15 protein-coding genes and 1 CRISPR repeat array are annotated in these 13,474 nt (G+C 26.3%); of the genes, 6 read left to right on the top strand and 9 right to left on the bottom strand.

The features are described 5' to 3' along the window. Positions 1-181: 181 nt before the first annotated feature. Together CKV72_RS04800 and CKV72_RS04795 are read right to left on the bottom strand one after the other, a co-directional pair. Complete coding sequence (locus tag CKV72_RS04800; RefSeq protein WP_095178364.1) at positions 182-859, bottom strand: glycerophosphodiester phosphodiesterase; 678 nt, start codon at positions 857-859, stop codon at positions 182-184. A 132-nt stretch (positions 860-991) separates the two neighbouring features. Beyond that, positions 992-1,201 carry a helix-turn-helix transcriptional regulator gene (locus CKV72_RS04795; protein WP_078024877.1) on the bottom strand — a complete coding sequence of 70 codons (210 nt, stop codon included), beginning with the start codon at positions 1,199-1,201 and terminating at the stop codon, positions 992-994. A 209-nt stretch (positions 1,202-1,410) separates the two neighbouring features. On the opposite strand from CKV72_RS04795, the gene CKV72_RS12265 reads away from it, so the two are divergent. From CKV72_RS12265 to tnpC, 6 genes are all read left to right on the top strand, one after another. Then, the gene (locus tag CKV72_RS12265) at positions 1,411-2,049 is read left to right on the top strand and encodes a helix-turn-helix domain-containing protein (RefSeq protein WP_197696952.1); all 639 of its coding nucleotides are present in this window, start codon (positions 1,411-1,413) and stop codon (positions 2,047-2,049) included. A gap of 27 nt (positions 2,050-2,076) precedes the next feature. Beyond that, entirely contained in the window at positions 2,077-2,268 is a 192-nt protein-coding gene (locus CKV72_RS04780) for a hypothetical protein (protein WP_242955745.1), read from the top strand. A gap of 80 nt (positions 2,269-2,348) precedes the next feature. Then, positions 2,349-2,681 carry an IS66 family insertion sequence element accessory protein TnpA gene (tnpA, locus tag CKV72_RS04775; protein WP_095177364.1) on the top strand — a complete coding sequence of 111 codons (333 nt, stop codon included), beginning with the start codon at positions 2,349-2,351 and terminating at the stop codon, positions 2,679-2,681. Further along, positions 2,675-3,025, top strand: a complete 351-nt coding sequence (gene tnpB, locus CKV72_RS04770; protein WP_095177365.1) for an IS66 family insertion sequence element accessory protein TnpB — start codon at positions 2,675-2,677, stop codon at positions 3,023-3,025. The genes tnpA and tnpB overlap by 7 nt, the downstream gene beginning before the upstream one ends. 89 nt (positions 3,026-3,114) lie before the next feature. Then, entirely contained in the window at positions 3,115-3,648 is a 534-nt protein-coding gene (locus tag CKV72_RS04765; protein ID WP_095177641.1) for an IS66 family transposase zinc-finger binding domain-containing protein, read from the top strand. 4 nt (positions 3,649-3,652) lie between these two features. Further along, positions 3,653-4,534: an IS66 family transposase gene (tnpC, locus tag CKV72_RS04760; protein ID WP_157726535.1), complete on the top strand. Its 882-nt coding sequence runs from the start codon at positions 3,653-3,655 to the stop codon at positions 4,532-4,534. A 246-nt stretch (positions 4,535-4,780) separates the two neighbouring features. Next, positions 4,781-5,274: direct repeats of the CRISPR family, unit length 30 nt; unit sequence GTTTCAATCCCTCATAGTTATTCTAAAAAC. Positions 5,275-5,503: 229 nt separating this feature from the next. Here tnpC and cas2 read toward each other — a convergent pair. The 7 genes from cas2 to CKV72_RS04725 form a co-directional block, all read right to left on the bottom strand. Further along, on the bottom strand, positions 5,504-5,767 hold the full coding sequence (cas2, locus tag CKV72_RS04755) for a CRISPR-associated endonuclease Cas2 (protein ID WP_095177639.1): 264 nt from the start codon (positions 5,765-5,767) through the stop codon (positions 5,504-5,506). Positions 5,768-5,816: 49 nt separating this feature from the next. Beyond that, a complete protein-coding gene (gene cas1b, locus CKV72_RS04750) occupies positions 5,817-6,809 on the bottom strand; it encodes a type I-B CRISPR-associated endonuclease Cas1b (RefSeq protein ID WP_095177638.1) in 993 nt (330 codons plus the stop codon). Positions 6,810-6,824: 15 nt separating this feature from the next. After that, on the bottom strand, positions 6,825-7,325 hold the full coding sequence (gene cas4 / locus CKV72_RS04745) for a CRISPR-associated protein Cas4 (protein WP_197696951.1): 501 nt from the start codon (positions 7,323-7,325) through the stop codon (positions 6,825-6,827). Between the two features lie 74 nt (positions 7,326-7,399). Next, positions 7,400-9,733 carry a CRISPR-associated helicase/endonuclease Cas3 gene (locus CKV72_RS04740; protein WP_095177637.1) on the bottom strand — a complete coding sequence of 778 codons (2,334 nt, stop codon included), beginning with the start codon at positions 9,731-9,733 and terminating at the stop codon, positions 7,400-7,402. A 91-nt stretch (positions 9,734-9,824) separates the two neighbouring features. Continuing rightward, the gene (gene cas5b / locus CKV72_RS04735; protein ID WP_095177636.1) at positions 9,825-10,559 is read right to left on the bottom strand and encodes a type I-B CRISPR-associated protein Cas5b; all 735 of its coding nucleotides are present in this window, start codon (positions 10,557-10,559) and stop codon (positions 9,825-9,827) included. A gap of 52 nt (positions 10,560-10,611) precedes the next feature. After that, positions 10,612-11,484, bottom strand: a complete 873-nt coding sequence (cas7b, locus tag CKV72_RS04730; protein WP_095177635.1) for a type I-B CRISPR-associated protein Cas7/Csh2 — start codon at positions 11,482-11,484, stop codon at positions 10,612-10,614. Then, on the bottom strand, positions 11,474-13,471 hold the full coding sequence (locus tag CKV72_RS04725; RefSeq protein WP_157726534.1) for a TIGR02556 family CRISPR-associated protein: 1,998 nt from the start codon (positions 13,469-13,471) through the stop codon (positions 11,474-11,476). Before CKV72_RS04725 ends, cas7b begins: the two co-directional genes overlap by 11 nt. Positions 13,472-13,474: the final 3 nt, after the last annotated feature.

Below are 13,474 nucleotides of genomic sequence, written 5' to 3'. Positions count from 1 at the left end.
TTCTAAACAAAACAATAAAGCTTAAGATTTTAATAACATTATTAATGATTAATGCTATTAAAATCTTAAGCTTATCTTTTTTTGATATTTTCATTTTAACTAGATATATACTTTAATTTACCATAAATATATATTAATAATTTTAATCTTTAATACTTAACTAAATTTAAATTTTACCCTATTATAAAGTTAAATTTGAAATAATCTTATAAGCTTTATCAGGATAATTGGTAATAACACTAGTTACCTTGCTTTTAATCAATGCTTCCATATCAGTTTCATCATTTACTGTATAAGGATTTACTTCTAAATTATTAATACTAGCTTTATCTATAAATTCCTTTGTAAGGGTAATATAATTAGGATGAAGTGCCTCTACTTTTATGGACCTAGCATAATCCCACGGTTCATATAAAGCAGCTTCATAAAGCATTCCTGTTTTAATATTTGAATTTATTTCTTTAACTCTCACTAAAGAATAATGATCAAAAGAAGATATTATAACCCTATCTAACATTTTATATTTTTTTACCATATCTATAACTTTTTCTTCTATATTAGGATAAAATCTGTAACCTGCCTTTATTTCTATATTTAGATATATATCTGTATTATTTATTAAGTTTAAAACTTCTTCCAAAGTAGGTATTTTTTCACCTTTATATTCATCACTAAACCAAAAGCCTGCATCTAACTTTTTCAATTCATCTAACGTAAAATTTTTTACTTCACCTTTTCCATTTATAGTTCTATCTACCTTTTCATCATGAATTATTACAATATGTCCATCTTTAGATAAATGTACATCTAATTCTATTCCATCTGCATTCATATCTATAGCTTTTTTAAAAGCAGACATAGTGTTCTCTGGAGCATAAGCACTAGCCCCTAAATTTATAGTTCTAAGCACATATAATACTTATCGCCATTTCCCTTTTCTTTTATTCATGTATAATTTTAAGTTGACCTATTAAATTCTTTATTAGTTAACCTAATCACTCTCTTTTAGATCATCATTAGGAAATACTTCATCAAGTGGTTCTTTAATAACTTCCGCAATCTTTCTAGCTACACTTAAGGTTGGTACACTATTTCCGTTCATAACATCATAAAAATAACTTTTAGATAATTTAGTTTCATTTATTAAATCAGTAATTTTTAAATTTTTATTCTGTACAATTTTTCTAATATTATTTTGCATTTTTTACTTCACCTCACTTCCACAATCAAATTGTACCATTTTTTCGGACAAACTCAAACTAGCTTGTACTTATTTATCGGACATTGTGGAAAAATAGGTCATTATATCGAACGTTTTCTTTAATTTCCTTCAATTTTCTAGTTTACTTTATCGGACATAATGTTATAATATAGGTATGGTAAATCGAACGTATAAAGGAGGAATTAAAAATGATAGGTGAAAATTTACAAAAATTAAGAAAAGAAAAAAAACTCAGCCTACGAGCTTTGGCTGAAAAAGCAAACATTTCTAAGAGCACGTTGAGTGATATTGAAAATGGCAAAACTAATCCAACTGTAACAACTTTAGAAAAAATAGCAGCTGCTTTAGAAGTACCTTTGAATTGCTTAACAAGAAAATCAGCGAAAGCACTAATTGAAGATAAGTTAAAAGAATTAAATATGACTTTTAAGGAATTATCAGATAAGACAAAAATTTCGATAACATTTTTTGATAATCTAGATGATATAATCCCAGATGAAGGAGATTATGAAAAAATACAAGTAATAGCTAATGCCTTAAACATAGAACCAATTGAATTATTAAATGCTTTGCATAGCCAAGAGCCAACTATATATGACTGGAGTAAATTTGATAAAAAATATCCAAATCTTAAAGAAGAAGTTGAACTATTTGAAACAGGAGAATTTACTACTGCACAAGCAGCTATGCAATTTATATTGAAGCAACCTGCCATTATGGGCTTTGGAGGATTTGATGTAAACAAAATGACTGATGAAGAGGTTGTGGAATTTGCTAATGAATTATTGAATTTATTAAAAATGTTGGGTCCTAAATATAATAAATAATTTTATTTGATATGGGTGGGGATAAATATGTATTTAAATTGGTTAGATAACATCTTAGAAGGTCTTATAGATACATATGATACAAATGACATTTACGAATTATATGATTATCTAGAAATAAAACTAATTAAATTAGAGCCAAATAATATTCTATTAAAAGGAAATGAATCTTTATATAATAGAAATTATTTTGGTAATGAAATAGTCCTTATTAGGTAAGCGTCAAAAATTAAGTACCTAGAAAACATACCCTCTCATTGATAAACTTAAGTAAAAGATTATCAATGGGAGGTTTACTTATGTATAAAAAATTAGATAATGATGCTTGGGAGGAATATTTAAATAAATTTAACTCTGTTAAAGATACAATAACAGTGAAAGATTTCTGTGCTGAGAATAACCTTAATAAGAGTCAATTTTATTACCATAAAAAAAGAGTAGAAAAGGCAATTGAAAGTAAAGAACCTGTTTTTCAGCCTATTTCTTTGAATAGTAAAGTTGATAATACTAAAGAAAATAAATCTACATTAAAAGAAGTAAAAATTAATGTAGGCAATGCTAATATCCTTATTCCTGTTAGCGAAGCTACTTTAATAACAGCAATAATTAAGGAGTTAATTCTAAAATGTTAAATATAGATAAGGTAGAAAAAGTGTATCTTGCCTGCGGTTATACGGATTTAAGAAAAAGTATTGATGGTTTAGTTATGATAGTGCAAAACCAATTTAAGTTAGATCCTTTTGATAAAGCACTATTTGTTTTTTGCAACAAGAAAATGGATAAATTAAAAATTCTTCACTTTGACGAAGGTTTTTGGCTATATTATCACCGTTTAGAAGCTAATCGCTTCAAATGGCCAGCGACAGCTGCCGATGCATTAAAGATTAATATTGATGAATTACGTTGGCTTTTAAAAGGCTATGAAGTAAGAACAAAATCTAAATTTAAACCTGTAAAAGCAAGTAACTATTATTAAAAAAATATCAACTTTGAACCCTTGAAGTATAGTAATTTCAAGGGTTTTGTGGTATAATAGAAATATCAAATAAAGCTAAAGGGGTAACTATGAGTCACGAATTTTTAACTAATGAGCTTGATGAAAATACAAAAGCATTAATTGAAAAAATGGAAAATGAAATTAATGAAAAAGATAAAGAATTAAGCTCAAAAGATGAAGAAATAAGAAAACTTAAAAATGAATTAGAATTCTTAAAAGGTGTTATATCTAATAGAAATAGAAAGATATTTGGAGCATCCAGTGAACAAGTAGATGTTAATCAATTATCTTTTTTTAACGAGGCTGAAAAACATAGTGATTCAAAGGTAGAAGAACCTACTTTAGAGGAAATTACATATAAAAGAGCTAAGAAAAGCAATTATACTGGAAAGAAAGATAATTTAGCTAATTTGGAAAGAGTTGTTGTTGAACATAAATTAGAAGGTGAGGATCTTAACTGCAGAGAATGTGGTAAAAAGCTTACTCCTATCGGAGTTAAATCTAGAAAAGAGATTGTTAAATACATTCCTGCTAAATTAATAATTGAGGATCATGTTATTTATAGCTACGCTTGTAAAACATGCGAAAGAGCCAATATATAACCATATGAAAAAAGAATTGCTTAGCCGTAATTACATTCATGCTGATGAAACTACTCTTAAAGTAATTAATGATAATGGCAAAGATTCTAAATCTAAAAAGTACATGTGGTTATATATGAGTAATACCAAATCTAAGCCTGTGATCTTATATGATTACCAAAGCACTAGATCAAGCTCTTGCCCTAAAAATTTCTTAGGAGATTTTAAAGGTTTTCTCCAAACGGATGGATATACTGGATACAATTCCGTCAGCGGAGCTACAAGGGTATATTGCTTAGCTCATATAAGAAGATACTTTCATAATATAATAGTAGATTTAGATAAAGAAACCCTAAAAAATTCTAGAGGAGTAATAGGGTTTAATTATTGTGAGCAAATTTATAAACTTGAAAAAGAACTTAGAGAATCTTATTCAAATGATGAAAATTATTATGATATTAGATTTAAAATAAGAACTGAGAAACTAGCTCCAATTATAGATAACTTTATTGATTATGTTGAAAGAGAAATAAAAGATGCTCTTCCAAGAAGTCCGTTAGGTAAGGCACTTGAGTATGCTAAAAAGCATTTACCAGGATTAAAAAATGTATTATTAGATGGTTCTCTAGAAGTTGATAATAATGCTGCGGAAAGAGCAATTAAGCCTTTCGTTATAGGAAGAAAAAATTTCTTATTTGCTAACACTGCTAAGGGTGCAACTGCAAGTAGCAATATTTATAGTATTGTTGAAACTGCCAAGGCTAATAATTTAGTTGTAGAAAGGTACTTAGTCTATCTATTTGATAATCTATCAAAGATAGATATATACGATAGCGAAAGCTTAGAGAATCTTATGCCTTGGAATGATAAGATTCCTGAAAATATGAAAATTAAAGATAAAAAATAAATTAATCCTAGTAAAGCATATTCTTGCCTTACTAGGATATTTTAATACTATTCTTGGAATTATTAAAGGTGCTAAAACTTTGACGCTTACTCCTATTTGGATAGGATGTACTAATAACTTAAACTCCTGGGGAGTATTTCAAGAGTAAAATCTAGGAGACGGTTCATTTATTTTTCTATTAAAAAACACCTTACTCTATATGTAATTTTTTAATCTATAGTATGGAGTAAGGTGTTTTTTATTATGGTTTCAATCCCTCATAGTTATTCTAAAAATAGAAAACTCTACGGTCGTTTATACTTCATTTTTTGTTTCAATCCCTCATAGTTATTCTAAAAATCAAAGGAACGACATACACAAAATCTGGCGGAGCTTCGTTTCAATCCCTCATAGTTATTCTAAAAACGGGGAAAACCTTTTACAGAGGCTACTAATGCATTAAAGTTTCAATCCCTCATAGTTATTCTAAAAACAAGAAACAGATTCAAAAAAATAGATTATGTATTTAAGTTTCAATCCCTCATAGTTATTCTAAAAACAGCACAGCGACAAAAAGAAAAATGTTTCTTCAAGTTTTGTTTCAATCCCTCATAGTTATTCTAAAAACATCAACAGTTAGGCGACTACCTAACAGCCGAATCTGGTTTCAATCCCTCATAGTTATTCTAAAAACATTCCACCTGCATCTTTTACACTATTCGTGAATTTTCGTTTCAATCCCTCATAGTTATTCTAAAAACCAATTACATCTGCATTATAACACACTTTGTTAAAACTATCCATTATTAACAAAGTGTAAACAAAAATATACAAATATTGCTTTACATCAATAACATCAATACTTATGAGCCAATTAAAAATTGTCGTCGACCTCCCGGGTTTTTTACAGGATTGGGGGTCGACGACTTTGTAAATAATTCTTATCCAATAATCATTATTAAAACAAGTAACGATGGTTTCCGAAATTTTCTATAAAAATATATCTTGTTCATTTTTTGAAAGACCTATAACCTCTCTTGTAGTATATCTAGTACTTCTAAACTTATATATAATTACCGAATCTTCATTACTATGCATAATTCTATCTAATTCCATTTCTAACTTTTTTAAATTAGCATCACTTATTTCACCTTCAAACACAGAATTTTGAACCCAAGTTAAATATTTTCTACAAGTTTTTAAAGCTCTGCCCACTCTTTTTTCACCAAAATCGTAAACTAATATAGCAAACATATGCGTCCTCCTTATGCTAACTATTTTCTTATATTTATCTATGTTTAATTTACCAATTCATTACAAAACCTTCATAGGGTTCATCTTCTATTATATGTTTTTGTATTTTATATAACTCCATTCTAATCAATCTTTTATAGCTCACATTTTTATTTAATTTTCTATGCTTTATAGTAGAATAAAGTTTATCGTTATACTCCTTTAAAAATTTCATTTTCCCCTTATCTGTTAGCAATATTCCATTAAAATTTTTTTCAAAATCTTTTTCTGTTATTACTTTCCTATTTAAAAGAGAAAATATTATTCTATCTACAATTATAGGTTTAAATATCTCTGCTACGTCCAAATTTAAAGTAAATCTTCTCATATTTGTAGAGTGTAAATATCCTATTCTTGGATCCAAATGTGTTTCATATATCTCCCCTAAAACTGTAGAATACATTAAAGAATTTCCAAAACTTATAAGAGCATTTATTTTATCAAGTGGTGGACGTCTACTTCTTACTGTAAATTCAAATTCTTTATTTTTTATTATCTTTGCAAAGGTTTTATAATATGTTTCTCTAATATTTCCTTCAATCGCCATAAGTTCTTCTATACTTTCTAATGTATCTATAGAATATTGTTTATACTCTATATTATTTATTTCTTCTTCTAAATCTATTCCCCTATTTTTATAATATCTTAACACTACTATAATATTATAAATTGCTGTATTTATAATTCTTTTAGCTAAATCCAATCTTTTATCATAATCTAAATAGTATTTGGCTTGATTTAATATTACATAACCAGAATTTAAATGCTCTCTTGGATAAAAAGTTCCCATATAATATCCAAAATAATTAAAAAAATGTATGCATATTTCCTTTTGAGATGCAAAATCTAAAAATCTTTTATTAAGAGTTATTTCACTAAAAACATACAAATTATTTATTTCTTCTACAGGTATATATTTCTTCTTTCCATCACTCTCAAAATAAAGAGTATTATCCTTTCTTTTTAAATCTCCATCATTAAAAATATAAATATCTTTTTTCATTATTTCCACCACCCTTTAAGAAAAACAAAATTCTCTATATCCACAGTTTTTACAAAATGAAATCTTCTTTACCTTTGGAGGTTTCCTCATTTTTGAAAGTTTTTCTATTTCATCTATAATATTATTTAATTCATCTTCTACTTCCTTAGTTAGTTCTAAATTTACTCTCTTTCTTTCACTAGGATACACTAATTGACCCTTAGCATTAATACCTGCCTTTTTTAATACCTTTAAATAATATAATAATTGCCATTTAGATGCTTCTTCATATTTTGATGATTTCTTATTTTCCCCTATTACTATTTCATTTTTAGATTGAAATAATATATCAAACTTTACATTACCAAATGCTATTTCTTTTTTGTCTCTTTTATAATAAAATTCATGCATAAACCTTCCTAAATCTATGTTTTCATCATGTTGGTCTGGTACTATATTCCTCATCATAAGCCATGTCTCTCTTTTACATATTTTATAATACCAAATATGTGTACCATTTATATCCAATAAAATCATTCCTCCTTATTTTTCATAAAAAGCAATAACCGTCCCCTAAAAAACTTCCCCTAAAAAACTCCCTTTTAAAAACCTTAAAATACCATAAAATCTTCCTCTTCTCTTTTGAATCCTGTTTTAGGATGATATAAATCATCACAACCTTCTTTGGGAAGTACTAAGAAGGGAATATTTGGCACTACAGACTTCGTAAAATTTCCATGATATTTAGATGGTAAAGACAATGTATATTCTTTTAGTTTATTTTTTATTTGCAGGTATATATATTTTCTCTTAATTATGTCCTTTTCTGAAAGCATATTTAAAAACTTTTTATAAACCTCTTCTGCTTCATCATTTATAATAAAATATACATCTATATAATCTGGATTGTTTTTAATTAAAGAAAATTTATTTATACTATATTTTTCCTCTGGTGCATAAGAAAAGTATAGCTTTTTAATGGACTCCATAAACTCATCTGATGCTTCTGTATTTATATTTTCATTTACCTTTTCAAAATACTCTTTTATGATATAAAAATATTCTTTTTCTGGTATTAAGTCTTTATTTTCTAGTAACTCTTTTGATATAGCTATTATGGATTTTCCATATATTATGTTTCCAAAATACTCTTCTTTATCATTTATCATAGAGTATAAGTAGACTTCCCCATTCTTTTTCTTACCATTTCTATTACATCTTCCCGCTGCTTGAATTATAGAATCCATAGGTCCTATATCTCTTATTACCACATCAAAATCAAAATCCACTCCAGCCTCTACTACTTGAGTTGACACTAATATTATGTTTTCACCTTTTTTTAACATATAACTTACTTCATTAATTATATTTTTTCTATGAAATGGCAGTAAATTTGTAGATAAATAATAAACTTCTCTATCTAAATTCTTTAGAGAATCATATATTTTTAGTGATTGATTTATTGTATTGCATATTATAAGATAGGATTTTTCTTCAATATTATTTGTAAATTCCTCTATAAATTCTTCTACAGTAATAGGATTAATTTTAGGCATAATACTTGTTCTATTAAACATCTTAAAATACTCTTCATTATTGTATAAAAGTTCACAACTTTCCTTTAATATCAAAGGTTTTGTGGCAGTCATCATTATTATTCTACAATCTAGGTATTTTACAGCTCCTTTTAAAATAAAATCCACAAGTCTTAGGTATTTAATATCTATAGCTTGTATTTCATCTAATAAAATTATAGCTCCCCTCATAGAATTAAATTTTTTAAGCATTCTATTTTTATTTCCAATTAAGGTTTGAAGAAGTTGAACAAAAGTTGTAACTACAATGCCACTAGTCCAATTTTCTATTAAAAGTTCTGCTTTGTTTTTATCATAATTTTCATTCTCTGAACTGTATTCCACATTAGAAAGGTTATGATGTTTTATAATATATTCATTTTCACATTTAGAAAAATTCTCTATACTCTCTAAAAGTTCATATATGCTTTCATAGTTTTGATCTATTATAGAAGTAAAGGGAAGGGAATATATTATCTTTCTATTGTCTTTTAACAAATCTTTTAATTTTAAAGCTGCAAAAAATCCTGATAGGGTTTTACCTGTTCCTGTTGGTGAAGTTATAGAAAATATTTTTTCATCTTTATAGTTCTTTTCTAATTCATTTTGTATATTATAAAATATTTCTCCTCTTATTTTATTTATTTTGCTAAGTTCACCATTTTTAAATTTATCCTCTTTAACTTTATTTAAAAATTCATATTCTGCATATTTTATTGAAGGCATATAAGTATTTGAGGCACTTATTTTATCTGCTGATATTAAGGCAGAATAAAGTAATTGATGTATAAAATAAAACTTTTCATCTTTATTTTTCATATCAAATATACTGTCCAATTTTTTTATATTTAAAAGTGTGTCATCTATGGGTTCCTTATCTAAAAAGCTGTTAAACTCATCTATAAATCCTAGCTCTTCATAATCTTTTTCTATATACTTCCTATTATTTTTTATATCCTTTAATTGTTTTTTACAATTATCTATTTTATTTAATAAAACTTCATCTTCATTTTCATCTATTTTACTAAAATCTTTTGGCAAATCTAAAGATGGATTTTCAAGGCTTCCATGATGATGAAGTACACAATTGTATATTATATATGGCATATAAGTTTTTTTACCATAAATACACAAAGCCACATAAGCTGCAAAAACTGCTGATATAAATCCATGGTTTGATAGTTCACTTTTATTTTTATCTTTACTAAATAAATATTCTTGAAAATATGTAGTATATTTTCCAAAATCATGGCAAACACTTGTTATATTATTGGCATTTTCTAAGTCTTTAGGTATATTATTTTTAGATAAATCCCTAACTTCTTTTAAGTGTTCTATAATTAATTTATCCTTATGTGAATAAAATTTCACTTAACACCACTCCTTTTACTTTGTAAATAAATAACAACTAACAGTAAATTTATTGATTTACTATTAGTTGTTAACTGTTCTCTAACTTATTTTACATAAATAATATATTCTCTTCTGTAAATTTGTACTTCAATTTAATGTAATTGCAATTTAAATTTACTTTAAGACTATTGGTATTTTCATCATATATATAATTATCTACCTTTTCTATTACTCTATTTTTTAAAATTTCTGAGGGCATTTTTTCTTTCACTAAAAAAAGTTCCTTATCCTCTAAAGTTACAAAACATTTATTTATACTTTCTTTATTTATTAAAGAATATATTAATACTTCCTCTTTCTCTTTCATTAATGTGCCCTGTACTCTATCTACAAATTCAAAGGTACAATTAAAAGGTGCTGCCCCTAAATATGGAGAATAGTAATATTTTTTTTCTAATATTCTTTTTTGTAATTCATCCATTATATTTTTATCTCTATGATTTATATAAATTCTATAAGAGACTCTTCCCTTATCTGAGGTTATTATTTCAAAGGGTATTTGTGTATGTTCTTTAGGGTTTAAAATTTTCCCTGGATTATCTGCTTTTATATAATTAAGACTTTGCATTATCTTTCTTGTAGGTGTTAATTTTCTTATGGCAATATTTAATTGTTCCTTTGAAAATATTTCGTAATAACTGTCCCTATCATATCCCAATATACCTGCTAACATCCCGGCTATAGTTGTCCTTGGTGGAACTGAATATGAAAGAGATGATGAATTGGTGTAGAACTTTCTAAAATGAGCAAACTTTCCCTTTATATCTACAATTAATATATCCACCCAAGTATTCACCTTCTTTCCTTATAAGATAAGGTACAATCTATATTTCTTTCTATATTTCTTTTATTTCTATGTTTGAAAAAGCTTGTTTAAATTCTACATTTTCTCCTTTTAAGGATAGTTTAAGTCTTTCATCGTAATGGTAATTTATGCACTTTATTCTATCTTTATTTTTATTTAAAAAATCTACAAGTTCATCTATTTCTAGTTCACATTCTCTTATATCTCTTATACTTTCCTCTGTTTGTTTAAGGGATATATAATCTCTTAAATCTCCTAGTATTGTTTCATCATCTTTATATTCAACTCTCATATAAAGTCTTGGATATTGACCTATTTTACTTCTTGTTACAAGTTCTGGTATAGCATTTTTCATAGCCTCATCTAAAAGTTCTATATCCTCGTTTTTTAATTTAGTTTTTTGTGCTCTTTTTCCACTTACTACTCCTGAAAAAGCTATTAGGGAATATTTCACTCTGTAGTCCTTTCCAATGGCTCCTTGAATTTTATTTTCTCCTGTAGAAAAATGAGATGTTATACTGGATTCTAAAAGTTCTACTTTGTTCAATGAATATCCCCAATTAAATTGAATTGGACCTATAAATGTTTTATTATCTCCTTTTACAGGCATAGTTGCTCCAAACATTCTAACGTCTATTAAGGTGTCTAATATGGTATCATCATCAAAACTTTTTAATGCTTTGGTTCTTTTTTCTGCAGTGACAGGCTTATCATTTAATTTCATTACAAATAGCTCATAACCTCTACTTAATAAATAATCTCTTATATATCTTTTTAATCTTAAATCAGAAACTAAGTTTATATCTCTTTCGTAATCCATTCTTGGTCTGTTTTCTTCATCTGGATCTCCATTGGGATTTGTAAGTTTAGCATCATATAAATATAATATTTCACTATTGTTCATTTACATTTCCTCCTTCATTTTCTTTTTCCTCATTATTTTCTTTTTTAGAATTTAATATGGCTTTAGTTGAAGAATAGGAATATCCTGAAAGTATATAATACAAATTTTCGCTTTTATCCATTTTCCAATGATTTAAGTTTTCATCTATCAATTGTTTACATTGGTTATATATTATTTCATTATATGTTAGTATCTTTTCTTGTCTTAATTTATTGAAAACCAAATTACTTAATCTTATAATTTTATTTTTATCTATACCACTATAATTTAATTTATTTAATATAGGTTTTTTACCTTCTTTAGCTCTTTTATATTCACAGTTTCCTATTTCCCCCATTAGATATCCTAAAAGAAACATAGCTGTTTCTTCTTCATTGTAGGACATATTGTCAATATAATTTTTAATATCATCCTTTACAATTAATTTGGTAACATCCATTTTTTCACTCCCCTTTATACATCCTAAATACTCTAAAAATTTTAAATACATTCCACTTTGAATTACCATATCCCTTATTTCATTATTTTCTCCTGCTTTTATGTTATAACCTTCCTTTTTAAGGTATTTAATGACAATTGCATCTAGTATACTTTTTATAATAACTTTTTTATCCAATGTTCTCTTTGTAAATATAGCATCATACATATATAAAAGATTATTATATTGCTGCATTTCTCCATCTTTGATTCTTATAGGAGTTAAATAATAAATACTTTCTAAACCCAAAAATGTTTTTAAACTCTTATCTATTGCTTTTTCATAAACTTGTCTTGCCTTACTTTGACTTTTATAAATTTCATCAAATATAGATGGATTTATATCCTTTATAAGTCTTTTTATTTTAGTTGCTTGATTTACTCTTTTGTAAAACAATATATTTAATAAGAAGTAGGAATTTTTATCTTCTATTTCATCTTCTAATTTCTTTTCTGATGTAGCATGTTCTTTAAATTTTTCTATGCTTTTTATATTTTTTACAGTATTAAAGGAATTCTTTATCCATTTAGTAGTGTTATCTAAGGAATTTTTGTCTAAGGGTTGTCCAAATATGAAATGAGGTATTAAATATACGCTAAGTCCTGCTATGTTTGTATTTAAATTATCCTTTATATAATTTTCACCAGCCATGATGTTATTTAGGCATTCCTCACAAAGCACCATATTTTTTGTATAATCCCCTGTAAGGTCACTTGAAAATATTACTTGATTAGTAGTATAAAATTTTAGTGATAATTTTTTAGTATCCCCAATATCCGATGATGTACTATTACACATACTGCACACTAATTCCTTAGTCTTTCCTTTTTTCTTGGGTTTTCCACCTAATTTTTTATCAACTACAACTTCTCTGTATTCTTTAGTTTGAGCTAAGGCTTTATCATTTATAAATATTGTATATATAGCTATTTCATTTGGTTTTAATGACGTTTTTTCTTTTATATAATTTTCGAATATTTTTACATATTTATTTGTAAAGGTTTTAGCTAATTTTTTAATTTCTTTTTTATCTTCTGTATTTTCTTCTTCTAGAATCTTATTAAATTCCTCTTTTAAATCTTCTTCTACTATATTAAATTTTTTAAAATCTAATATATACCTATATTTTTTATCAACTTCTTCTCCTAAATCTATGAAGAATTTCTGTAGTACTTGTTTTATGTTTTCATTTATTTCTTGTCCAAAGTCTAAATCTGTTAAGCTATTTATGGTTTCTGATACATGATATTGTAAAGAATTTCTTGTTACAAGCCATTGTGGAGAATTAGGACCCCCTACTTTGTCTACAAATAGATATTTTTTATGACTGTCCTTTTTTACCTCTTCATTTCCATCAATGCTTAAAGTTTCATCTTTTGTGTTAAAATTTATTTTTAATATATGTTGTACTTTTCCCTTTTTCTCTGTTGGTATTTTTTGAACTATCCTGTCTTCTTCGCTGCTATCTAAAGCTACAGCACAACCTATTTGATATATACCTTCTTGCAAAAA

Source organism: Clostridium cochlearium (genome assembly GCF_900187165.1).
GTDB classification, from domain to species: domain Bacteria; phylum Bacillota; class Clostridia; order Clostridiales; family Clostridiaceae; genus Clostridium_G; species Clostridium_G cochlearium.
This window is presented reverse-complemented; position numbering and strand designations above follow the sequence as displayed.

What these genes read in the sequence shown, in the direction of transcription:
- CKV72_RS04800 (WP_095178364.1), bottom strand. Translation starts at nt 859, where the DNA reads ATGTCTGCTTTTAAAAAAGCTATAGATATGAATGCAGATGGAATAGAA.
- CKV72_RS04795 (WP_078024877.1), bottom strand. Translation starts at nt 1,201, where the DNA reads ATGCAAAATAATATTAGAAAAATTGTACAGAATAAAAATTTAAAAATT.
- CKV72_RS12265 (WP_197696952.1), top strand. Translation starts at nt 1,411, where the DNA reads ATGATAGGTGAAAATTTACAAAAATTAAGAAAAGAAAAAAAACTCAGC.
- CKV72_RS04780 (WP_242955745.1), top strand. Translation starts at nt 2,077, where the DNA reads ATGTATTTAAATTGGTTAGATAACATCTTAGAAGGTCTTATAGATACA.
- tnpA (WP_095177364.1), top strand. Translation starts at nt 2,349, where the DNA reads ATGTATAAAAAATTAGATAATGATGCTTGGGAGGAATATTTAAATAAA.
- tnpB (WP_095177365.1), top strand. Translation starts at nt 2,675, where the DNA reads ATGTTAAATATAGATAAGGTAGAAAAAGTGTATCTTGCCTGCGGTTAT.
- CKV72_RS04765 (WP_095177641.1), top strand. Translation starts at nt 3,115, where the DNA reads ATGAGTCACGAATTTTTAACTAATGAGCTTGATGAAAATACAAAAGCA.
- tnpC (WP_157726535.1), top strand. Translation starts at nt 3,653, where the DNA reads ATGAAAAAAGAATTGCTTAGCCGTAATTACATTCATGCTGATGAAACT.
- cas2 (WP_095177639.1), bottom strand. Translation starts at nt 5,767, where the DNA reads ATGTTTGCTATATTAGTTTACGATTTTGGTGAAAAAAGAGTGGGCAGA.
- cas1b (WP_095177638.1), bottom strand. Translation starts at nt 6,809, where the DNA reads ATGAAAAAAGATATTTATATTTTTAATGATGGAGATTTAAAAAGAAAG.
- cas4 (WP_197696951.1), bottom strand. Translation starts at nt 7,325, where the DNA reads ATGATTTTATTGGATATAAATGGTACACATATTTGGTATTATAAAATA.
- cas7b (WP_095177635.1), bottom strand. Translation starts at nt 11,484, where the DNA reads ATGAACAATAGTGAAATATTATATTTATATGATGCTAAACTTACAAAT.